The sequence below is a fragment of the Acinetobacter sp. YH01019 genome (assembly GCF_013420285.1).
Lineage (GTDB): Bacteria > Pseudomonadota > Gammaproteobacteria > Pseudomonadales > Moraxellaceae > Acinetobacter > Acinetobacter gandensis.
In genome coordinates this window covers 1-23,299 of sequence record NZ_VOYM01000007.1, presented here as the reverse complement: position 1 = coordinate 23,299, position 23,299 = coordinate 1, and the positions used below count along the sequence as shown (strand labels likewise).

The window sequence follows — 23,299 nt, the reverse complement described above, 5'->3', positions numbered from 1 at the left end:
ACTAGCATGTTTCCACAAATATAAAAGCAAAATCTAAACCAAGTTCAGTGGGAGAAATAAAAATTTAAAACCAACAAAAAACCACCCGCAGGTGGTTAAAAATCGAAAGCGATTATATGTGTAAAAACAAGCATTCACAATAATTAATATATCTTTTGGTAAATTTTAACCATAAAAAAAACCACCCGAAGGCGGCTCTTTTCTATGATTCATCTATCTAAGATTAACCAATAAATTTACGGGCATTACGGAACATACGTAACCATGCACCATCTTGATCCCAGTCTTCTGGTTTCCAAGAATGCTGAATCGCACGGAAGTTACGTTCAGGGTGTGGCATCATAATTGTTGCACGGCCATCTTTCGAAGTTACACCAGAAATCGCTTCTGGCGAACCATTCGGGTTCAATGGGTAATGCTGCGTTGGGTTGCCTTGGCTATCTACATAACGCAAGATCACTTGGTCATTTGCATTTAAAGAAGCCAAGTTTTCTGCCGAAGTCACAACACGGCCTTCACCATGCGCAACTGCGATTGGAAGAATCGAACCTTCCATACCTTCTAACAATACAGAGTTAGATTTTTCAACGCGTACGTTGACAGCACGTGCTTCAAACATCTCAGACGTATTGCGGTGGAAACGAGGCCAAGCTTCTGCACCCGGAATGAGCGGCGCAAGTTGTGACAACATTTGACAGCCGTTACAGATACCTAGAGAGAAAGTTTCATCACGGTTGAAGAATTTCTCAAATTGGTCACGAAGTTTAGGATTGAATAATACAGATTTAGCCCAACCGCCGCCTGCGCCCAATACGTCACCGTAAGAGAAACCGCCACACGCGACTAAACCTTCAAAGTCATCAAGACTGATACGGCCAGCAAGCAAGTCGCTCATGTGTACGTCTACGGTATTGAAGCCGACTTTATCGAATGCAGCAGCCATCTCTACATGACCATTGACACCTTGTTCACGCAGAATCACCATGTTTGGACGGCGTTCATTGATGTACGGTGCTTCGATAGGCTCGTTCAAATCAAATGTTGGTTTTGCAATTAAACCTGCATGTGATTTGTCAGCGATTAACGCATATTCTTGATCCGCAGTTTCTACGTTATCACGCAGACGTTGGATTTGATGTGACACTTCAGTCCATGCTTGCTGTAATTCAGCACGGTCTAAGCTCAAACCATTTACAGTTAAAGTATCTGTATCGTTTACAGTACCTACTACTGCAATTGCATCTTTAATTGATGATGCAGCGACTTCAGCTTCTAATGCAGCCCAATCCGCTTTGCTGATTTGAAGAACTGCACCAATTTCTTCTGCAAACAAGCTTGCAGTAGATTGATCTTCAAGTGCTACACCTAGGCGTGATGCAAACATCATTTCAGCAACAGTCGCAACCAAGCCACCATCACCGATGTCGTGATACGCTTTAATTAAGCCACGGTTGTTCCAATCTTGAACCAACGCAAAGAATGCTTTGAAGTCATCGAAGCTATCTACGTCAGGTGTTACAGAACCAATTGCTTTATAAACCTGAGCAAGGATCGAACCGCCTAGACGGAACTGACCTTTAGAAAGATCGATACGTACAAGTACAGACTCGATATTTTTAAGTTCAGGTGTCAATGTTTTGCGAACATCCGTCACAGGTGCAAATGCTGTGATCACGCCTGACATTGGTGAAGTGACAGATTTGTCTTCGCCTTCGTCATTCCAAGTGGTACGCATAGACAATGAGTCTTTACCTACTGGAATTGCGATACCTAGTGCAGGACACATTTCCATACCGATGGCTTTTACGCCTTCGAATAATGCTTGGTCTTCGCCTTTTTGACCTGCAGCCGCCATCCAGTTTGCAGACAATTTAATGTCACTGATCTGGTCGATTTTTGCAGACATGATGTTTGAAATAGATTCAGCAACCGATAAACGCGCTGACGCAGCAGGATTTAACAATGCAACGGGTGGACGTTCACCCATTGCCATTGCTTCACCTGTATAACCTACAAGGCTTGTTGTTGTCACTGCAGCATCTGCTACAGGTACTTGCCAACGACCTACAAACTGATCACGTGCAACCATACCTGTAATAGAACGGTCACCAATAGTAATTAAGAACGATTTAGATGCAACTGTTGGATTCTTAATAACACGGTAAATCGCATCTTTAAGATCTGTTACTTTAGCAGCATCAAAATCATCGCCTTTACGTTCAATTGTTTCATATGAACGGCTCATGCGTGGTGTACCGCCAAGCATCACTTGCATTGGCATATCCACAGCTTTGTTTTCAAACAATGGATCTTCAACGGTTAAATGGCGCGCTTCAGTCGCTTCACCCAATACCGCAAACGGACAACGCTCACGTGCACAAAGCGATTCGAACAATTCTAAAGAACTTGGACGAATGGCCAGTACATAACGTTCTTGCGCTTCGTTCGACCAAATCTCCATTGGAGACATGCCTTTTTCCAATGATGGAATTTTACGTAGATCGAGTACCGCACCCAATTCGTGGTCATTTACCAGTTCAGGCATTGCATTTGAGATACCGCCCGCACCAACATCATGTACAGATACGATTGGGTTATGGTCTTCCATGCGCCAGCAAGCATCAATCACTTCTTGGCAACGGCGTTCCATTTCTGGGTTTTCACGCTGTACAGATGCGAAGTCTAGGTTTTCACCCAGCTTACCGCTGTCTACAGAAGACGCTGCACCGCCACCTAAGCCGATGAGCATTGCAGGACCACCTAGTACGATCAGTAAATCGCCTGGTTGAATCGCATCTTTTTCTACATGATCAGGACGGATGTTACCGTAACCACCGGCAATCATAATTGGCTTATGGAAGCCTTTTACATCACCATTTACATTTTGTTCAAATGTACGGAAGTAACCATTTAACGCAGGACGACCAAATTCGTTGTTAAAGGCTGCACCGCCCAATGGGCCTTCAATCATAATTTGAAGTGGAGATGCCATACGAGATGGTTTGCCGTAGTTTTCTTCCCAAGGCTGTTCAAAGCCTGGAATATTCAAGTTAGATACGGTAAAACCTGTTAAGCCTGCTTTTGGCTTACCACCACGACCTGTTGCGCCTTCGTCACGGATTTCACCGCCCGAACCTGTTGCTGCACCAGCAAATGGTGCAATCGCTGTAGGATGGTTATGCGTTTCCACTTTCATCAAGATGTGAGCGGCTTGACTCTTGTATTTATAAACGTGGTGACCTGTTTCAGCGTCTTGTTTTGGATAAAAACGCTGTGTGTCAAAACCAACTATTACAGAAGCGTTGTCTTTATATGCCGACAATACATCTGTAGGTGATTCTTTATAGGTGTTTTTAATCATTTGGAACAATGACAATGGTTGAACTTCACCATCAATTGTCCATTCAGAACCGAAAATTTTGTGACGGCAATGCTCTGAGTTCGCTTGGGCAAACATCATCAATTCGATGTCATGCGGGTTGCGACCCATTTTTGTGAATGCATCGGTTAAATAATCAATTTCTTCATCAGAAAGCGCAAAACCAAATTCAGAGTTAGCTTTCACCAACGCCTCTTTACCTTGACCCAAAATATCAATTGAGTTTAAAGGCTTTGGTTCAGTTTCAGAGAAAAGTGCCGCAGCATCTTCAATAGCATTGAAAACACTTTCGGTCATGCGGTCATGTAATGCTAGTTTTACTTCATCTGAAACAGCATTTACGCCCTTCAAAGTAAACAAAACACCGCGTTCAAGGCGATGAACCGGTGTATTACAGTTGGCAAAAATGTCTGTTGCCTTAGACGACCACGGAGAGATGGTTCCAACACGTGGCGTCACTAAAATTTGGACTTCGTCACTTGCTGCTTGGTGCAATTCAAAAGATTGACCATCGTTGAGAAGCTGTAAAGCGGATTGCTGTTGTTGCTCGTTGAGCGCTTGGTCAAAAAGGTAAACCCATTGACTTTCAATTGATTGAACAGAACTAATTGACGTTAAACGTGATAATAGTTGAGTTTTCTTAAATGAAGAATGTGCAGGTGCACCGGCAACGATAAACATGCTGATTTTGGCTCCACGGGATGATCGAAAAGACCATGCCACAATGTGACTTGAGAGAGCGCATATTCTACTGTGTATTAGTTAAATCAGCTAGATGTGAAAGTGAAATTGTAGTGCTTATATCGGGAAGTTTAGGCAATAATGTTTTTATTTTTAAATAATAAAATTGAATTTAGTCGCACAGATTAACACAAAATTATCTGATTTTTTCATTTCACCCTAAGAATAATATTCAAACTATAAAAATGTTTTATTTTTCAACAACAACTCACTTTTTAATCAAGCGTTCAAACCATATTTGAAAATGAATTTCAGGTCTAAATGTGTGAGATTTAAACCTGAAATTCATAAAAGACTAAAATCATTTCACATTTGAAATTGAAACATTTTATTTATTCAAATCTGACAATAGATGTTGAATTACATTGAGGGCTAAGTTCAGTGAGTTTACATCTACACCATCAATCGTATCGCAAGCCTTGTGATAGCACGGTGCAAATTCGAGTTCATCACCTTTCATTTGCTCATTAAATAAAATTAGTGAAGTAACAGGAACTTTCCCTAAAAATGGCAAAGTATCGCTTGCTGTTAAAGTCGTTACATCATCTTTAATCTGAATATTATTGGTTTTAAAATATTGACGCATTCTTTCTTCTAATGCAGCATCCTGCGGGTGCTTAGGTAATTGGCTCATGCTGTCTAAGATTGGCTGATAATCACTTTGTGCAAGTCCATTGGCTTTAAACTGTGCCGCCATTTCTGCAATTGATAAATGGTCACCATCGGCAATCATGATATTCGGATTCTTTGTTCCCACCATATCAACATTGATATAGGCTTGAATGCCTTGAAGCTGTTTCTCACTGAGTGATTTCACAAAAGCTTGTGAACCTGCAATACCAACCTCTTCCGAATCCCAAAAGGCAAGATATAGTGTGTGTTTAGGTTTTACCTTTTGCTTCGCATAGTCTTGTAATAATGCTAACAATACTGCAACGCCTGAAGCATTATCATTAATCCCAGGCCCCATTTTCACCGAATCATAGTGCGCGCCGACAATCACAGCGGTATCTTTGTATTGCCCTTCAATCTCAATCACAATATTTTGCCCAACGGTCTTTTCTCGATTTTCAAATGGCAACATTTGCGCGTGCAAGCCTGCTTTCTTGGCTTGTTCAAGAATATATTGTGCGGAAGCCAATCCACCTGCTGTACCTACTGCACGATTGCCACCATTTTGTTCCGCAATTTCTTCAAATGTTTGTAAATGATGCATCATGCTATTTTCTGATGCAGCAACATTTTGGTTTGGCTGCACTTTCGTTATATTTTTTTCTGTATTGAAACTTGTACAACCTGACAAAAAAAATGTCACGCCCAAACTTAGTGCAGTCAACGTAGGAAGAAATTGTTTTCTATACATTTAAATTATTCTCATTAAAAATTAAAAAATGGGATAAAAGGTAAAATTTGCCCATCTATACTAACAGCCCATTTTTAAATTTCTGTTTTGTTTTGCATTTCACTAAGGCAAATCACTCATACATCTTTTAAGACAAGTTGTGTCGCCCCACACTAGTGCTTTTCTGCTAAGTTTGGCATTATTCAATTCAAGTAATAATTGAATAATGATAAATGACTCAAATGCGTTGGCTTGAACTTCTTTCTACAGTTCGTATTGGTAGCAATAAACACAGTTCTGAACAGGCACGTAGCCCTTTTCATAAAGACTATGACCGCATTATATTTTCGCAGAGTTTTCGACAGCTTAATCGCAAGACCCAAGTTCATCCTTTAACTCAACACGATGGTATTCACACCCGACTTACGCATTCACTTGAAGTGTCTTGTATCGGGCGTTCACTCGGCATGTTGGCTGCGGAAAAAATTAAAGATGAATTGCCAATGTGGATTTCGCCTGCCGATGTTGGCGCGATTATTCAAGCCGCTTGTTTAGCACATGATATTGGCAACCCGCCTTTTGGGCATGCTGGTGAATATGCCATTCGCGAATGGTTTGATGATGCATCACATACAGACTTTTTAAAAGATTTAAGCCCAGAAGAAGAAGCCGATGTTCGTCAGTTTGAAGGTAATGCACAAGGCTTACGTTTACTGACTAAAATTGACTATCATCCGAATGATGGTGGTATGCGCCTAACTTACGCAACCTTAGGGGCTTACTTAAAGTACCCATGGCTATCCAAAACCATTGCATCACAAGGAAATACGCCTGCCAGTCAGCGTGCCAAGTTTGGCTGTTACCAAGCCGAAAAAGACATCTTGCAGCAAATTGCAGAACAACTGGGTTTAATTCAACTCGGTGAATATCATTATTGCCGTCATCCACTGACTTATTTATTAGAAGCAGCGGATGATATGTGCTATGCCCTGATTGATTTAGAAGATGGCATTATTCTCAATATGTTGACCTATAACGAGGTAGAGCCGATTTTCCTTGACCTGATTGGTGATTATGGCATTCCTGCCGAACTTGCCATGACAAATACCACATGGCAGCAGAAAATCGCCGCTTTGCGTGGCCGCGTGATGAAGCGTTTAGTTGAAGAAGTGACGACAGCTTTTACACGTCATCATAATGAAATTTTGTCTGGCCAACTAAAAGGCAGTTTATTGCAATATTGCAGTGAAGATATTGAAATCGGGATTAACCGTGCCAAAGAACTGGCTCGTGATAAAATCTTTGAACATCCACATAAAGCAGGATTAGAAATTATTGCGCACCAAAGTTTGCAAAATATTTTGGATGCCTTTATTCCACTAACCACGCCCAATAAAACTTTGAGCTTTAAAGAGCAACGATTGATGTCTATTTTACATCGTTCAGGAGCACATTTTGGTATGTCGCATTATGACAATATTATGCAAGTACTCGATATCATCTCTAAGTTTTCAGATCATCAAGCCTATAATTTAGCGCAAGAGTTACAAGGGAATAAAGTTGGTTTCTTTTAAACCATTAAAATATCTATGGCTAGCAATTCACTATCCTTCACGCTAATCTCACAACAAATTGGACATGTGGGAAATACCCACAGTGAACTTAAATATAGTCTGAACTTAAATCTTAAATAAAGTGAATAAATGACATGATCGGATGCTTAATTGGCGAAGTGCTAGCATTGGAAGCACCAACAGTATTACTTAATGTAAATGGCGTAGGCTACGAAATTGACACTCCGCTTTCTACATTTTGCCAACTACAAAAAGGTCAAAAAGTTACGCTCTGGACACATCTTGCAGTACGTGAAGATGCACAACTGCTTTATGGTTTTAGTAACCCACAAGAAAAATTAATTTTCCGCACTTTACTTAAAGTAAATGGTGTTGGGCCAAAAATGGCGCTTGGCATTCTTTCAACGTTAAGTGTTGAAATGCTGATTCATACAGTTGAAAATGAAGATGTAAATACTTTAGTCAAAGTACCAGGTGTGGGTAAGAAAACCGCAGAACGCTTGATGATTGAACTTCGTGACCGTTTTAAAGCGATGTCATCTGGCACAGTACCAAGCAATTCAACTTCGGAGCAAATCCAATTTACCGGTAATTCTGCCGTTGCGGAAGCTGAAGCAGCATTGCAATCACTGGGCTACAAACCACTAGAAGCACAAAAATTAGTGAATGCTGCCAAAGGTGACTTCACCGAAGCCAGTGATATCATCCGCGCTGCCTTAAAGTCGATGAATAAGTAAATACCTATTAAACGCAAGCCAACACTGGCTATGCTAAAGGCGACATGGATGTCGCCTGTTGAGTTGGGATACACGACGTATCCTCAACTCAACAAAAGATTTTTGTTACTTTTGATCTTTCAAAAGTAAAATAATGCCTACACAATGGTAGCAAAATACAAATCAAGATTTGAGGCTGTGCATGCAGCATCAAAATGCTCAGCTCACGAGATTAGTTTATTCAATATGCAAGACCGTCTTATCAGTGGTTCAGAAAAACCCGAAGATCACTTTGATCGTGCTATCCGCCCTGCCACACTCAAAGACTACATCGGGCAACCCGTTGTCCGCGAACAAATGGAAATTTTCATTGGCGCTGCCCGTGGCCGTGGTGAAGCACTCGATCACACACTTATTTTTGGCCCACCAGGTTTAGGTAAAACGACGCTTGCCAACATCATTGCACATGAAATGGGTGGCAATCTCAAGTCAACCTCTGGCCCAGTACTTGAGCGTGCCGGCGACTTGGCAGCCATGCTGACTAACCTTGAAGAAGGTGACGTACTGTTTATTGACGAAATTCATCGTCTTTCACCTGTGATTGAAGAAATTTTATATCCAGCCATGGAAGACTATCAGTTGGATATCATGATTGGTGAAGGACCAGCTGCCCGTTCTATCAAGCTCGACTTACCTGCATTTACATTAGTTGCAGCAACCACACGTGCGGGACTACTCACCTCACCTTTACGTGATCGTTTCGGGATTGTGCAACGTTTAGAGTTCTATTCCGTAAAAGATCTGACTCATATTGTGACTCGTTCAGCAAACTTAATGGATGTACCGATTACTGAAGATGGCGCACTGGAAGTTGCACGTCGTGCACGTGGTACGCCACGTATTGCCAACCGTTTATTACGCCGTGTTCGAGATTATGCCCAAGTCAAAGGTACAGGCGAAGTGACCCAAGAAATGGCGCAACGTGCTTTAGATATGTTGAATGTCGATAAAGATGGTTTAGACACTTTAGACCGTCGTTATCTTTCAATGTTATTGGAACGTTTTGACGGCGGCCCTGCAGGTGTTGAAGCTTTGGCTGCAGCTATGGCTGAAGATTCAGGCACATTAGAAGATGTGATCGAGCCCTACCTCATTCAGCAAGGCTATGTCATGCGTACTGCACGTGGACGTATTGCCACCAACATGGCGTATTTACAGTTTGGGATGACACCACCAGAGCCGAAAGATAAGTAAACGATAATTCACTGAACGACTTCAGGGAGTTAAATGCTCCCTGCATATTTATTTAAATTTTTAAAATAAATTCAATCCACTACAAACAATAAACTAAAATGATAAATCTTGAGAATAGAATAATTAACAAAATTAATAGCGATTACATTCAAAACCTACCATTAGACAGTGCCATTGAACACATTCCCAGAGAACAACCTATCAGTTCATTTAGCCCAAAACAAATGAGTGATTTTGAAAGCTTATTCCACACAGAATACAATTATTTTATCACTGTCGAATGTGAAAACATTCTTAGCAAAGAAACCATAGAAGTAAATGAAGATAATATCTTAACTATTAAACAATCGCCTTCTGCATATCGTATAAAAAACCTGAGCTTCAACTATACTTCTGCCCTCATTTTTATTGGGACGTACTATCACGACGACGTACAAGCTTTGGTCAAGGAAAACTTTAAGCCAGCAAAAATTAATACGTTGTATTTCAGCTTCTCATTCTTTGCTTTAGTCATACTCGTTTATGTGTTTTTCTGGATAGATCTACCTAATAAACTTTTACTCATGTTAGTTATTGGCCTTGGCTTTTGCTGCTTAACGTATATGTATGAATCTTTAAAAGCATTACTTCCAAAGCAACAGAAAAAGAAAATGGAAGAAACTCACTTTCATATTGCAGGATATTTAGCAGCTCAACTACAAGATTTTGTCGATGCAAAATTTAAATTAGATGAACAAACAAATTAAAAGCAGTCTCTTTTTTAATCAATAATTACAACTACGAAAGTTAAAGATTTACGTGAGTTGAAACCTTGTGCCATTGGACTGATGACTCACGGTGCTAAACTGCCCGTCATTGAAGCACTTGACGAATCATTGAATTATCGCCATTTTTAAATGCTCTAATTCTTTGCTGAAGTGCAGACCAATATTTTTCAGATTTTATAAAGACGGAACACTCTCATGGCGAATAAATTCGAATTCAACATTCGTGTATATATTGAAGATACAGATACAGGTGGCATTGTTTACCACGCAAATCATATTCGCTTTATGGAACGTACCCGCACAGAATGGCTACGTGCTTCAGGTGTAGACCATTATTGGCATCAAAAAGATTACAACTTTGTCGTTCATAAAATAAATGTGAAATATTCACGTCCTATATTAATGGATGACCTAATTACTGTTACAGCAAGTGTAGTTTCGTGTAAGGCTACGTCATTTGTGTTGCAACAAAATATTTATCGTGGTGATATTATGCTGGCATCAGGTGAGGTAGAATTGGCATGTATCAGTGCAGAGATGAGACCCCGTCGCCTTCCTGATGAAATACGTGAACTGATTCTGAAAGAATTGGAACAAGATTAAAAAAATTATTTGGCACATGTAGTAACTATGGCAACTCAACTAGAATCAACACTCAAAGTTTCAGACCTCATCTTACAAGCAAGTCCTGTCGTACAACTGGTAATGCTCCTGCTGCTCTTAGCTTCGTTATTCAGTTGGTATCTGATTGCCAAGTTACACATGAGTTATAAAAAAGCGCAGGCCGATGATGAACATTTCCAAAAAATCTTTTGGTCTGGCGCCGAACTCAACACTTTATACAACAATGCCCAACTCAACTCGAAACGTGTTGGCCTTGAAGATATCTTCTATCAAGGTATGGGCGAATTTTTCAAACTAAAAAAACGCAGTGCGACATCAGAACAGTCAATTGAAGGCACTGAACGTATTTTACGTGTGGGTTTAAGCCGTGATCAAGGTCATCTTGAAAATGGTCTAGGTGCCCTTGCCAGCATTGGTTCAGTTGCACCTTATGTCGGTTTATTCGGTACCGTTTGGGGCATTATGAATGCTTTTATCGGCTTGGCTGATGTTGACCAAGTTACACTTGCAACGGTTGCGCCAGGTATTGCTGAAGCTCTGATTGCGACTGCCATCGGTCTATTTGCTGCAATTCCAGCGGTATTAGCCTTTAACCATTTTACAGCCAAAGGCGAAGCAGTTTATAACGACCGCGCGCTGTTTGCCGAAGAAATGGTTGCGTTATTACAACGTCAGTCTGTAGGTTCAACTCAGGACAATGACTAATGGCTATTCAACGTTCTGGACGCTTTGAGCGCATTAAAAAACCTTTAAAAAGTGACATGAACGTCGTGCCGTACATCGACGTTATGTTAGTTCTTTTGGTGATTTTTATGGTGACCGCACCAATGATCACCACAGGTGTTAAAGTCGACTTGCCACAGGCAAATGGCACTCCTATGCAAGCGGAAGACCGCCCTGCCATAGTGACGCTTGAAGCAGATGGAACCATTAAGCTTGAAGATAAAACACATAGTAATGATGTGCTAACGTTAGATGAGCTCAAAGTAGTATTAACTGCTTCTCAAAACGAAGCTACAGAACAGAAAAAACAAATGAGTGTGCTCATTAACGGCAGTGAATCTCGTCCCTATGGTGAAGTCATGAACCTCATGTCAGCACTTCAAGATGCAGGTTTAACACAAGTAGGTTTACTGACTGAGCCATTAAAATAATTTATGAAAGATTTCAAAAAGCCGCCTTTTAAACAAAAAGCCGTTGCGATTGGTTTCACACTAGGTGTGCATGTCGTCGCTGTGGTTGGCTTACTTTATCTTGGCATGAGTAAACCACCTGAGCCTCCTAAAAAAATAACCACTGTTTTGGTAAAACCGGAAGATTTAAAACCTGTAACACGTGAAGTCACAGAGTTTGATGAAACCGCGCATGAAAATGTAGCTGAACAAATCACGCAAACAGTAGAACCTAGCGTTGAACCTGCACCTGAAGTTCCAACATCTGCTCCACCAAAGCCGACTGAAACACCTAAAGCGGATCCACAGATTGCAGCACAACAAGCACTTGCCGCAGCAAAAGCACAGCAGCTTGCTGAACAAAAAGCTGCGGACAATGCTAAACGCGCTCAAGAAAAGGCTAAAGCTGCTGAAGCGGCTAAATTAAAAGCTCAACAAGATGCCAAAGTAGATGCGGCTAAAGCAAAAGCAGATGCCACAGCGAAAGCCAATGCCGACGCAGCAAAACGTAAAGCAGATGCTGATGCCAAAGCCAAGGCTGAAAAAATCCGTGCAGATGCGTTAAGAAAAGCAGAAGCTGACAAAGTCAAAGCTGCAGCAATGGCAAAAGCCAATGCTGATGCAAAAGCTAAGGCCAATGCAGACGCAGCAAAACGTAAAGCGGATGCAGATGCGAAAGCCAAGGCCAATGCGGAAGCTGCAAAACGTAAAGCAGACGCTGATGCGAAAGCTAAAGCCAATGCGGAAGCTGCAAAGCGTAAAGCAGATGCTGATGCAAAAGCTAAGGCCAACGCAGATGCAGCGAAACGTAAAGCAGACGCCGATGCAAAAGCTAAAGCCAATGCGGAAGCTGCAAAACGTAAAGCAGACGCCGATGCAAAAGCCAAGGCAGATGCAAAGGCTAAAGCCGATGCCGAAGCACGCGAACGTGCAGCCGAAGAAGCCAAAGCTTCATCAGCTAAAAAAGCAGCTGAAGAAGCCGCACAGAAAAAGGCTGAAGCGAAGAAGATTGCATCTACTGCAAAGAAAGATTTTGAAAATAAAATCCGTCGTGCATGGGACACACCTTCTGACTCTGCGGGTAAATCGGCAACTGCTCGGGTGACATTATCAGAAAGTGGTTCAGTCCGATCAGTAATCGTAAACTCGAGTGATCCGGACATGAAAGCCAGTATTGAAGCGGCGGTTCGTGCTGCAGCACCGTACCCAATGCCAAGCGACCCTGATGCTAGACGTGAAGCACAAAGCTTTACCTCTACATTTAGATCTTCAAATTAACTTTGATAAATCCCTGCATTGATTGCGGGGATTTTTTTATATTTCTTCTGAGTATGGCAAACTTTGGAAAATTCATTGATTAGATGGGTTCATTCACTGATTTTTTGAATGAAACAAATTCTATTTGGTCGACACTTTTCATAAAATGACATATACATAAGTTTTACTAGCTCATCCTAATCAAGAGCTACTTATTTCTTCTAAGCATTTGATTCAAAAATTAAATTTCAACTATATAGAATTATCATTTCCAATTCAAAATGTGATGTTGTCTGCACCACTTTTAAGATAAACTTCAGTGAACTCGAATAAAATCTCTGCATTTTTCACAGTGTTATAACAGTTCAGTCATATTTTCATGCTTTTAATAATCCAAAATCATGCCATTATGTGACACAACCAAATACAGACAATAACTCACATTTTTAGAGTAGTTAGCGAATGATGGAAATGACGCGTAAACATCTTCTTTGCTTAGCAATTATGACCGCTTTGAGTCCAGTTTTAGTCACTCAAACACATGCACAGCTTCATCTTGAAATCACCAAGGCGCCTGAAGCAGCGCCTAAAATTGCTATTGTGCCTTTTAGCAATGACACAAATATTTATCCTGTAGTTGAAAGCGATTTGAATCGTTCAGGAAAATTTACCAGTGCGTCTAAGAACTTAGCTGCAACTGCAGGGATGAATTCTCCAAATGCAGAAGCTTGGCAGGCGGCAGGTGTTCCCTTTGTTGTAACAGGAACATCAAAAACAACAGCTGACGGTTCATATGAAATTCACTATCAACTATACGATGTCGAAAAAAAGCAATACTTATTAAATGAACTGTTGACAGTTCCAGCTTCACGTTCACGTCAAGCAGCGCATATGATCAGTGATGCGATTTATCAAGCTTTAACAGGTATTCCTGGTGACTTCAGTGGTCGTATCGCTTATGTTCTGCGTAATGCAGCAACTCCAGATCAACGCTATACCCTACAAATTGCCGACACAGATGGGGAGCAGCCACGCACCATTTTAACTTCACGTGATCCAATCCTTTCCCCTGCTTGGACACCTGATGCTAAAAAACTGGCTTATGTATCATTTGAAACCAAACGTCCTGCGATTTACATTCAAGACTTAGCAACTGGTAGCCGTGAAAAAGTGGCAAGCTTCCGTGGTTTAAATGGTGCTCCAAGCTTCTCGCCCGATGGTAAAAGCATGTTGTTCACTGCATCTATGCATGGCAACCCTGAAATTTACCAAATGGATTTACAAAGCCGTCAGCTAAAACGGATGACCAATGATACTGCCATCGATACAGAAGCGCGTTATGCACCAGATGGCAAATCATTTATCTTTACTTCTGACCGTGGTGGCTCTCCACAAATTTATACCTACAACTTAAGTGCTGAAAGTGTAAAACGTTTAACATTCCGTGGTGCATTTAATGCCCGTGGCACTTTAAGTGCTGATGGTAAAAAATTAGCTTTAGTGCATCGTCCAAGTGGCAGTAACTATAAAGTTGCCGTACAAGACATTAACTCAGGTGTGACCAATATTTTGACGCCTACGAGTTTGGATGAATCTCCAAGCTTCTCGCCAAATGGTCAAATGGTGGTGTATGCAACACGTGAAGCGAACCGCGGCTTATTGTCAATTATGTCTTTAGATGGACGCTTCCGCATGAACTTACCAAGTGAACAAGGCGAAGTTCGTGAACCTGCTTGGGCACCAAAGTAAAATAACTGAATTGATAATTTTTTATTCAGCATTTAGCTCATAAATTTTTTATTAAACATCATAATGAATCGTCATGGAGATGAAAATGAACGCAGTAAAATTATTTGCTCTTCCTGTTTTAGCCACTGCCTTGGTCATGACAGGTTGCGCAAGCCGCAAACCTGCAGCAGATATTCAAGCAGGACAAAATCCGTCTAGCTCTACCACTGTAAATACTACAGGCCTAAGTGAAGATGCAGCGCTTAATGCACAAAACCTTGCAGGTGCCTCATCAAAAGGTGTAACTGAAGCTAATAAAGCGTATTTAGCAAAGCGCGTCGTACACTTCGATTACGACAGTTCTGAACTCAGCAATGAAGATCTTCAAACACTGCAAGCGCACGCACAGTTCCTTGTAGCGAATGCTAATTCACGTGTTGCTTTAACAGGTCATACCGATGAACGTGGCACACGTGAATACAACATGGCGTTGGGTGAACGTCGTGCTAAAGCGGTTGAAAGCTTTTTAGTAACAACAGGTGTTAATCTAAACCAACTTGAAGCTGTAAGTTATGGTAAAGAGATGCCAATCAATGCGGGTCATGATGAAAATGCATGGAAAGAAAACCGCCGTGTAGAAATTAACTACGAAGCTGTTCCACCACTATTGAAATAAGTTTATTTTCAGGATGGTAGACCTAGCAATAAAAAAGCACTCAAATTGAGTGCTTTTTTATACAAAACCCAGTCCATTAGGCTTCTGTTTTTACCGATTCAGAATTTTCTTTTTCAGCGTGCATAGATTCAATCAAATCATGCTTATTGAACTTTTTATATTCTGCCTTCGACTCATAGCCACTCCACGCAGCTTTCACAGTATCTGCAGAAATATTGTCTAAATTCAATCCTTCAGTTGCGGTTGGAGTCGCATCAAATTTTTGTGTGGTCATTGTTGTGCTCCCTGTCATTGGATTTTTATACCTCCTTCAACATAGCATGTTCAACCAGACTTGCAAGGGTAAAATGAAGGCAAATAGTCGAGTATGATTTTTCTTTTGCGTCGTTCTCATCTAAAATGTTGCACAATCACGTTTTTATCATTTTTGATAAATCAATATTTGGAGTTTTCCTGTCATGTCAAATCTCACCCTTTCCCAATTTTTACAACAACAAAGTGGTAATCTAACTCCTGCATTAGCACAAGTTATTGAAACAATTGGTAATACTTGCAAAGACATCGACCTTCTTTTACAAAAAGGTGCTTTGGCTGGCGTATTGGGTAGCGCGCAACACGAAAACGTTCAAGGTGAAGAACAAAAGAAACTCGACGTTATCTCTAACGACTATTTAATCGATGCTTTAAAAGTTCACCCACATGTAGGGGGGTTGGCTTCTGAAGAATTAGATGAATTCACGCCAGCGCAAGAAAATGGTGAATTCTTAGTATTATTTGACCCGCTTGATGGTTCAAGCAATATCGATATCAACATGTGTGTAGGTACAATTTTCTCAATTCTTCCAGCTAAAAATGCTGTAACACAAGCAGAAGACTTCATGCAAGCTGGTGTTAACCAAGCTGCAGCAGGTTATGTGCTCTATGGCCCATCAACTATGATGGCTCTAACTGTTGGCGCTGGCGTTGTATTCTTTACATTTGACCCAGAAAGCAAAGAATTCTTATTAACAAAAGATGCAATTGCAGTTGCTGCTGACACCAAAGAATATGCCATCAATGCTTCGAACCAACGCCATTGGGAAGAGCCTGTTAAACGCTATGTAGACGAACTTCTTGCAGGTAAAACTGGTCCACGTGAAAAAGACTTCAACATGCGTTGGGTTGCGTGCATGGTGGGTGATATTCACCGTATTCTTTGCCGTAGCGGTATCTTCATGTATCCATACGACTTTAAAGATCCGAAAAAAGCAGGTCGCCTACGTTTAATGTACGAAGCAAACCCAATGAGTATGCTTATGGAACAAGCTGGTGGTGCTTCTACTACAGGTCGTGTACGCATTCTTGACATCCAACCAACTGAACTTCATCAACGTGTACCAGTGATTATTGGTTCTAAAAATGAAGTTGATTTAGTCACCTCTTATCATAACTAATATTTACCCTTTTAACGAAAGTCAGTTATTCAGCTGACTTTCGTGGATATTTTCCCATGGCCCTGATTTATCTCGAATCAAAAGACAATCCTAAAATTAAGCATCTGCGTGGCTTAATCGACCAAAATGCCTATCGTAAAAAACAAGGTCAAACTGTTTTAGAAGGCACCCATTTGGTTCTCTCTTGGTTAGATGCAAAACGACCAATTAAATCTATTTTCACCACTGAAAGTGCGATTAATCACGCCGATTTTGACCTAATTGCTGAAAAATATTTAGGTACAGTGTTTATTCTAAGTGAATCACTTTATAAAGATATCAGTACATTAGGTACTTCAATTGCTTGCCTAGCGATTGTTGACTTACCCAACTCAAGTGAAGCGCTCAACTTTACTGAAGACACCTTAATTTTAGACAATATTCAAGATCCTGGTAACGTAGGTACTTTGCTCCGCTCTGCGGCTGCAGCGGGTATTGAACAAATTGTATGTACTAAAGGTTCAGCATCGCTTTGGTCTCCACGTGTTTTACGTGCAGGCATGGGCGCGCACTTCTCAGTACATACTTATGAAAATATCGTCCTTGAAGATATTTTGCCAAAGTTCAAAATTCCTGTTTATGCTACCAGCTCACATCAGTCTGAAAACCTATATTCAAAAAATTTACGCCAGCAATGTGTATGGATTTTAGGTAATGAAGGCCAGGGTGTGTCTGAATATGCATTAAAACATGCGGAAGCAGTTGCCATTCCCCAACCTGGTGGACAAGAATCACTTAACGTCGCAATTGCCGGTTCAATCTGCTTTTTTGAGATGGTTCGCCAACGTCAGTAAAATCGTTACTTTATTTTATTAAGACGCGACCATTCAAAAAAATAGATTACACTAGAAAAATAATAATTCTTTTTGTCAACCTAACCATTATTTCCAACGTTATTTAAGTATGAATATGGAAATAATGGTGGGTGTCCAATGACAGGATTTTCCATCCCTATGGATTTAGCACCCAAACAGTCCGAGACCCAAAATAGTAGTGTTCTGAAGAGCACAGCTGAATCTCGCCTGAAAAACTTCATGAATGAAGTAACGGGACGTGCTTTAGTAATGATGGAAAGTGCAACACACGGACAACATGGCATTGCTATGGATTTAGTCCAAGAAGCATTTATATCATTGCATAAAGCCTATGCTGACAAATCTACAGATGAATGGTATCCCCTGTTTTACACCATTTTAAATAATAAATTGCAGGATTGGCGTCGTAAAGAGGCTCGCCGTTCTCAACCATTTTCTTTATTCAGAAAAGTTAGTCTTGATGACGATGATGTTGAATTGCAAGATGTTGTTGATGAATCAACGCCTAATCCATTCGACTTCTTAGATCAAGCAGTTACTGCAGATGAAATACAAAATGCCATTGCAGAGCTTCCTGTTCGCCAGCAACAAGCATTTATGTTGCGAGCTTGGGAAGGTTTCGATACGCATACCACTGCAGAAATTATGAATTGTTCCGAAGGCAGTGTGAAAACACATTACCACCGTGCCATTCAAGGCTTACGTACCGCTTTGGCACATTTGAATCCACATATGGGAGGATCATCCGAATGAAACAAGATGATTTCTTAAAGCAAGTAACTTCCAAGCTTGATGGACTCGCACAGCATCACAAAGACAAAGCCAATGTCATGAATAACGTGCTTGAAGAAATTCACCAGCATGAAACTTCTCGCTACGGCTTTTGGAAAATGTCAGGCTTTGCGTTAGCCGCTGCAATCGCTGGTTTTGTTGTATTACCGAATGCAACTATTTTAGATGAGAAACCACAAAATCAAGTGATTTCAACCCCAAAACTCTCACCTCAAATGGTGGAAGATCTTGAAATGTTAATGGTTCTGGGTGAGGACAAAGTTCCACATGGCAGCTAAAAAAATCGCAATTGCATTTTGTGCATTCAGTTTTTTGCAAACAAGTTTTGCAGGCTTTGATCGTTTTTGGATTTTCTCTAAAGACGCGGATACTCAAGTCAATGAAACTTGGGATGCATTATCTGATGTTGAGCAACAAGCACTCATAAAAAAATACCAAACTTTGAAAGAAATTCCTGCTGCACAAAGCGTTAGCTTACAGCAACGTATGGATTGGTTTACTCAACTTCCTGATGCAGAAAAACAGCGCATGCGAGAAACATGGCAAAAAATGAGTACGTTAGAGCGTAAAGAATTAGCCACACGTATGCAAAGTGCAGCTCCAGATGAACGCTCAGCTATTCGTGATGAGTATATTAATAAATACTTGCAACCCGCTATTACAGTGCATTAAGTTAGACACTTTTTAATATGTTTGCCAATAAAAAACCCTCTGTGAGAGGGTTTTTTATTGCTATTGAATTCTAGTTCATTCGACGACGATAGACTACTAAACCAAACAAACTGATTAAACCTAATATTCCAAAAGATCCACCACCACTCGATGAGGTATTGGTGTTTTTAGCTGTATTTTTCAAAGTTAAAATACCAATATTGGATTTTGCTCCCTCGGAATCAAATACCGAATATTTGACAGGGTAATCAAATTGGCTCAGATTATTTTTCACACTAAAAGAAAGCTTTCCACCATAGCAGGTCTCTTTGACATAACTCCCTGGACACTGTCCACTGCGTTCAGCTGTAAAATTCAGGCCCGCAGGAATGCTATCTAAATGAATCGGCAAATCTAATCCATTAACATCTTTATTCCACAATGCTTTGCCTGAAGGGAGTGTAGCTAATGGACCATCTCCCTCCTCACTGGCATTCAGCATTAAGTTATCAATGTTCAAAGTCAAATTACTTGATGGATCAATTGAATAAGTTTTGCTTTCAACAATTGGTTCAATATTTTTAAATACAGCTTTTAGAATTCCTGAAGAACTATTTGATGTATTGGTTTTTTCGGTCAAAGTATATTGGCAAAATGCGAAATCTGTTGCATCCGTTACATCTCCACCCGCTCTATAAATCACAACTTTATGAAGTTTAGCATCCCATTCACATTTCAAATCATCTAGATCACCACCAACTACCGATGCCTGGCCTGATGCGATTGTAATTTCTGAACCAATTCCCAGCGGTTTTGCACTTACCGTATAATTATCTGCATTTAACTTCTGTAATTGTCTTGATTGGGTGCCAATCACAGTTACTTCTTGAGGTAGCGATTTTTCAAAAGGATTAAAATAAATTGCCCGATATTTTAAATTGTTTTTCAATGCAGCTAGTTCAGCTTCTTTGACCGATAAGTCTTCTTGATTCGCAATTTTATATTCTTTATATACGGGATCATTAATATCTGCTTTAAGTCCATCAATTTCATCTTGATAACCTTTTACTAAGACCTTTATCGATGAATTTGTTAACTCATCAACATCGGCTGCCGTAAGATCCATGGACTCTACAGAACCAATTTCACAACTATTGCGAGAATCTGGATTAAGTTGCAAAGTCCCATCTGTAATACGAACCAGCCCTCTTTGATCATTTTCCGAACAATTACTAAGACCAGTATTCATTAGGCTTGTAGCTAAATTCGTCTTCAGTGGATAATACAAAGGTAAATATAGGTTATATTCAGATGTTTCCTGTAAAGGTGTGAGATAAGTCGATATCGCATTATTTTTTACATCAATATTCTTTATAGAGCTATTGGTGCTAGTCAAAACACTTTCAGGTAAATCACATAATGCTTCTGTTAACTCAAAAGCATTACCTGTCGCGTAAAATATTTGGGTTTTATCAGGTACTGTATTATTCAGATATCGACAAGATTTACCGGTTTTATTAAATGCTAAGACATTAAAAGCCAATGATTTAGAACCATTTTTATCATAGTAATAAGTACTGTAGGCATCATTTTCAACAATGGTGTTACTGGTAAAGCTGAATAAAGATGCAGCACTTAGACGCTCAACACTATTGTTTACCGTATTATCAATCGCTTTGATAATACTACCTGTTGTTGCACTTGCCCTATTTTTTGCTATGGTATTTGCCATCAGTACTGAAGTAACTTGGCCACAGTAATCAAATATACTTTGACTATTCGCTGAACCATTTTCAATAAAGCTACTTTGGGTGAAACTAATATTAGGCTTACTATCACCAAAATTACCCACACAATCCATTGCCAAGACACTACCTTTAGGTGCCTGATTTGACTGCACTAATGTACTCACTAAATCTACATTTTTTTCGTTGTTTAACGTAGAGGCATAAATTGCACCACCTGCAATATCCGCCTTAGAGTTATCAATAATGCCGTTACTAAGCACAAAACTTCCGCCGACATTTACAGCTCCCCCCTCGGGTATTAGAATATCCATTAGTTAAACGAACACTTTGCATCACAACATTTGCTTCAGTTTTGCCCGTATTTAAAATACGGGATTTTCCTTGGGCATTAATTGTGGTTTTGATTGCTTCGTATGCAGGGTAATTTCCTGTTAATTTATTTTTAACATCAAAATTCCAGCGACTTTTGCCTTGAATCGTAATTTGTGTCTCTGGAACTAATTCACCTAAACTGAGTTTGTATTCACCAGCTTCAAGTTGAATAATGTCGTTTTGTCCATTTGCTGTATTGCCAGCTTTACATCCACCAAATGCGGCATTTTTTCTTGCTGTCTCTATCGCTTCACGCAATGAACAATTATTTGCATTTTCACCATTTTCATCATCAAAAGTATTTACATATATGATTTTATCGTCAGCAGCCATAAGTGACATGGCTGCAAGCACCATGGCAGCTAATAATCCTTTTTTATAATTTTTCATGACACATCCTTATTACTTTTTATATCGGCGTAATCCAATCAAGCCAAAAAGTGCAGTTAAGCTTAACCAACCCAACGCGCCACCAGAAGTTTTCACAGATTTATTTTCCATATGATTGACCGGTTCTTGGAAAATTCGAACTTCTGCTGATAGATAATTTTTTGAAGTCTCTGTGTTAAAACGTGTTGATGACGTTGCAATTTGAACTTCAAAAATATCGGCTCCATGCCAATCACCATTTGGCGTATAAGTCACATCACCATTCAAGTTCAGTGTCATTTTTCCCTTTGACACTGTACTTTGCTTAATAACTAAACAACCATCTTGCCAAGGCTCACCCGTTGGATTCGCTTTGCCCATAACAGCATCACACTCTTCTTTAGGGATTAAATCACTGTCCCCAAGCTGTTCTAAAATATTAAACTTGGCTATTTCACCTGGATGTATGTCTTGGCCTAGTCGAGAAATACTTGTTGGTACAACAATTTCAATCGCACCTCTATCACACCAAACATCATCAGCACTTCTAGATTTGCCACGTTGATCACTAGACTCGCAGTAAATATGTTCTTCATTTCCATTCGCGGAAGTTGTACCTTTATTTAAAATTGGACTTGAAAACAAAGTACTATAGGACAATAGAATACGTGGGCGTAAATAACCAATAAACGTATTACTTGGAGTACTGAATGGACAGAAAAGTGACTCACGATCTTCAGAAAGTGTCTTACATGCCCCTTCATCACTTCCAGCAAATAGTTGAGTACCATTCCAAATTTGATTTAAATTATCAACTTTCTTTGTAGCTAAATCATTACAACTGTTAGCCATTAAATTATTATATATAACTGATTTATCAGCTGTTGCATCCGCAACGCGGCAATCCTGTGTACCATTTCCTAATATTATACTATTAGCCAGATACGCAATTTTTGATGCATTAAAATCAACACCCGCTGAATTTTTAACTACACTCACGTTATTTACTGCTAAGCCGTCTAATAGATTAAGAGCAGAACCTGTATTTTTAAAAAAAGTGCTATTTGTAACTGTTGCTGTAATAGTTTCTCCAGTCGCACCTGATTTGCTAAAGACAATAGCTCGACCACTCGTGCTACTATTACCTTTAAATAGACTCATCGAAATAGCAAAGCTTGGTGCTAATGCGTAAACAGCGCCACCTTCTGTAGCAGTATTATTTTCAAATATGGTATTTTGAATATTGAGTAGACTTGCTGCTGTTTTACCCTCTTCTGATAAACCAACATTATAAATTGCTCCGCCCAATCGCGCATGACCATTAATTAATTTGACATACTCTAAGCTTAATAGCTCGTTGTTATATATAATTCCACCTAAATCAGCACATTGACTAACACCACACCCTTTTAAAGTAATTTCTTTGAGAGAAACTTTAAATTGTGTATTTTTTTCATCATCAATATGAAAAATTTGGTCGGAACCAGTCATTTCAATAATGGCATTATTTAATCTAGGAACAGTGTCATCATTAAAAGAAGCGTCATAAGTCGTTTTAATATTGGTTTCAGCTGTAAGATTAATTTTTTTGGTGGTGTTTCAAAAAGTATGCTGGCATTAAACGAATCCATTATTGATATAAAAGAACACTAAATCAAAGGCTTTGAAATGATTTTCAAGCTTTTTGGAGAAGTTGCAGCTTCTCCTAAAGCCTCGCCTGATTCGATGCCGTAATCGACAATTATTGCCTTCTATACCCACAGTGAAAAATTTACCAATCAACTGTTTGCATTCTTTAAAGGTCGTAACAAAGCTATCCCAATGGTCACTTGATATACATGTATAGCTTA

General features: G+C 39.9%; 22 protein-coding genes. 15 read left to right on the top strand and 7 right to left on the bottom strand.

Features of this window, described 5'->3' with window-relative positions; translation table 11 throughout:
• Positions 1–223 precede the first annotated feature (223 nt).
• Positions 224–4,060 (bottom strand): phosphoribosylformylglycinamidine synthase, encoded by a 3,837-nt coding sequence (purL, locus tag FTT84_RS03135; RefSeq protein WP_180079956.1) that lies wholly within the window; start codon positions 4,058–4,060, stop codon positions 224–226.
• A 388-nt stretch (positions 4,061–4,448) separates the two neighbouring features.
• Complete coding sequence (locus FTT84_RS03130) at positions 4,449–5,483, bottom strand: M20/M25/M40 family metallo-hydrolase (RefSeq protein WP_373684986.1); 1,035 nt, start codon at positions 5,481–5,483, stop codon at positions 4,449–4,451.
• Positions 5,484–5,695: 212 nt separating this feature from the next.
• Between FTT84_RS03130 and FTT84_RS03125 the strand changes: the two genes are divergently transcribed.
• From FTT84_RS03125 to pal, 10 genes are all read left to right on the top strand, one after another.
• Complete coding sequence (locus FTT84_RS03125) at positions 5,696–7,036, top strand: deoxyguanosinetriphosphate triphosphohydrolase (RefSeq protein WP_180079954.1); 1,341 nt, start codon at positions 5,696–5,698, stop codon at positions 7,034–7,036.
• A 134-nt stretch (positions 7,037–7,170) separates the two neighbouring features.
• Positions 7,171–7,773 carry a Holliday junction branch migration protein RuvA gene (ruvA, locus tag FTT84_RS03120; protein ID WP_067765241.1) on the top strand — a complete coding sequence of 201 codons (603 nt, stop codon included), beginning with the start codon at positions 7,171–7,173 and terminating at the stop codon, positions 7,771–7,773.
• Between the two features lie 225 nt (positions 7,774–7,998).
• Positions 7,999–9,006 carry a Holliday junction branch migration DNA helicase RuvB gene (gene ruvB / locus FTT84_RS03115; protein ID WP_067765755.1) on the top strand — a complete coding sequence of 336 codons (1,008 nt, stop codon included), beginning with the start codon at positions 7,999–8,001 and terminating at the stop codon, positions 9,004–9,006.
• Between the two features lie 98 nt (positions 9,007–9,104).
• The gene (locus FTT84_RS03110; RefSeq protein ID WP_180079952.1) at positions 9,105–9,752 is read left to right on the top strand and encodes a hypothetical protein; all 648 of its coding nucleotides are present in this window, start codon (positions 9,105–9,107) and stop codon (positions 9,750–9,752) included.
• Between the two features lie 216 nt (positions 9,753–9,968).
• Entirely contained in the window at positions 9,969–10,376 is a 408-nt protein-coding gene (ybgC, locus tag FTT84_RS03105; RefSeq protein WP_180079950.1) for a tol-pal system-associated acyl-CoA thioesterase, read from the top strand.
• 27 nt (positions 10,377–10,403) lie between these two features.
• Positions 10,404–11,102: a protein TolQ gene (tolQ, locus tag FTT84_RS03100; protein WP_180056961.1), complete on the top strand. Its 699-nt coding sequence runs from the start codon at positions 10,404–10,406 to the stop codon at positions 11,100–11,102.
• Positions 11,102–11,551: a protein TolR gene (gene tolR, locus FTT84_RS03095; RefSeq protein WP_180079948.1), complete on the top strand. Its 450-nt coding sequence runs from the start codon at positions 11,102–11,104 to the stop codon at positions 11,549–11,551. Before tolQ ends, tolR begins: the two co-directional genes overlap by 1 nt.
• A gap of 3 nt (positions 11,552–11,554) precedes the next feature.
• Positions 11,555–12,847 (top strand): cell envelope integrity protein TolA, encoded by a 1,293-nt coding sequence (gene tolA, locus FTT84_RS03090; protein WP_180079946.1) that lies wholly within the window; start codon positions 11,555–11,557, stop codon positions 12,845–12,847.
• A 444-nt stretch (positions 12,848–13,291) separates the two neighbouring features.
• Positions 13,292–14,575: a Tol-Pal system beta propeller repeat protein TolB gene (gene tolB / locus FTT84_RS03085; protein WP_180080011.1), complete on the top strand. Its 1,284-nt coding sequence runs from the start codon at positions 13,292–13,294 to the stop codon at positions 14,573–14,575.
• Between the two features lie 85 nt (positions 14,576–14,660).
• The gene (pal, locus tag FTT84_RS03080) at positions 14,661–15,230 is read left to right on the top strand and encodes a peptidoglycan-associated lipoprotein Pal (RefSeq protein WP_180079944.1); all 570 of its coding nucleotides are present in this window, start codon (positions 14,661–14,663) and stop codon (positions 15,228–15,230) included.
• Positions 15,231–15,306: 76 nt separating this feature from the next.
• Here the strand turns inward: pal and FTT84_RS03075 are convergent, their stop codons facing one another.
• Entirely contained in the window at positions 15,307–15,504 is a 198-nt protein-coding gene (locus tag FTT84_RS03075) for an NF038105 family protein (RefSeq protein WP_067765259.1), read from the bottom strand.
• A gap of 184 nt (positions 15,505–15,688) precedes the next feature.
• Between FTT84_RS03075 and FTT84_RS03070 the strand changes: the two genes are divergently transcribed.
• The 5 genes from FTT84_RS03070 to FTT84_RS03050 all read left to right on the top strand — a co-directional run bounded on the left by FTT84_RS03070 (position 15,689) and on the right by FTT84_RS03050 (position 18,981).
• Positions 15,689–16,663, top strand: coding sequence for a class 1 fructose-bisphosphatase (locus FTT84_RS03070; RefSeq protein WP_067765260.1), 975 nt, complete (start codon positions 15,689–15,691; stop codon positions 16,661–16,663).
• A gap of 56 nt (positions 16,664–16,719) precedes the next feature.
• Complete coding sequence (locus tag FTT84_RS03065) at positions 16,720–17,496, top strand: RNA methyltransferase (protein ID WP_067765262.1); 777 nt, start codon at positions 16,720–16,722, stop codon at positions 17,494–17,496.
• Positions 17,497–17,655: 159 nt separating this feature from the next.
• On the top strand, positions 17,656–18,270 hold the full coding sequence (locus FTT84_RS03060; RefSeq protein ID WP_067765268.1) for an RNA polymerase sigma factor: 615 nt from the start codon (positions 17,656–17,658) through the stop codon (positions 18,268–18,270).
• Entirely contained in the window at positions 18,267–18,587 is a 321-nt protein-coding gene (locus tag FTT84_RS03055) for a hypothetical protein (RefSeq protein ID WP_067765271.1), read from the top strand. The genes FTT84_RS03060 and FTT84_RS03055 overlap by 4 nt, the downstream gene beginning before the upstream one ends.
• Positions 18,577–18,981 (top strand): DUF3106 domain-containing protein, encoded by a 405-nt coding sequence (locus tag FTT84_RS03050; RefSeq protein ID WP_067765275.1) that lies wholly within the window; start codon positions 18,577–18,579, stop codon positions 18,979–18,981. Before FTT84_RS03055 ends, FTT84_RS03050 begins: the two co-directional genes overlap by 11 nt.
• A gap of 70 nt (positions 18,982–19,051) precedes the next feature.
• Here the strand turns inward: FTT84_RS03050 and FTT84_RS03045 are convergent, their stop codons facing one another.
• The 4 genes from FTT84_RS03045 to FTT84_RS03030 form a co-directional block, all read right to left on the bottom strand.
• Positions 19,052–21,019, bottom strand: coding sequence for a CSLREA domain-containing protein (locus FTT84_RS03045; RefSeq protein WP_180079942.1), 1,968 nt, complete (start codon positions 21,017–21,019; stop codon positions 19,052–19,054).
• On the bottom strand, positions 20,961–21,470 hold the full coding sequence (locus tag FTT84_RS03040) for a CSLREA domain-containing protein (protein ID WP_180079940.1): 510 nt from the start codon (positions 21,468–21,470) through the stop codon (positions 20,961–20,963). Before FTT84_RS03040 ends, FTT84_RS03045 begins: the two co-directional genes overlap by 59 nt.
• Before the next feature lie 12 nt (positions 21,471–21,482).
• A complete protein-coding gene (gene rbtA / locus FTT84_RS03035) occupies positions 21,483–23,009 on the bottom strand; it encodes a rhombotarget A (RefSeq protein WP_373684987.1) in 1,527 nt (508 codons plus the stop codon).
• Positions 23,010–23,066: 57 nt separating this feature from the next.
• The coding region (locus tag FTT84_RS03030; RefSeq protein ID WP_257218538.1) for an IS1 family transposase at positions 23,067–23,299 on the bottom strand (233 nt) is incomplete at its 5' end.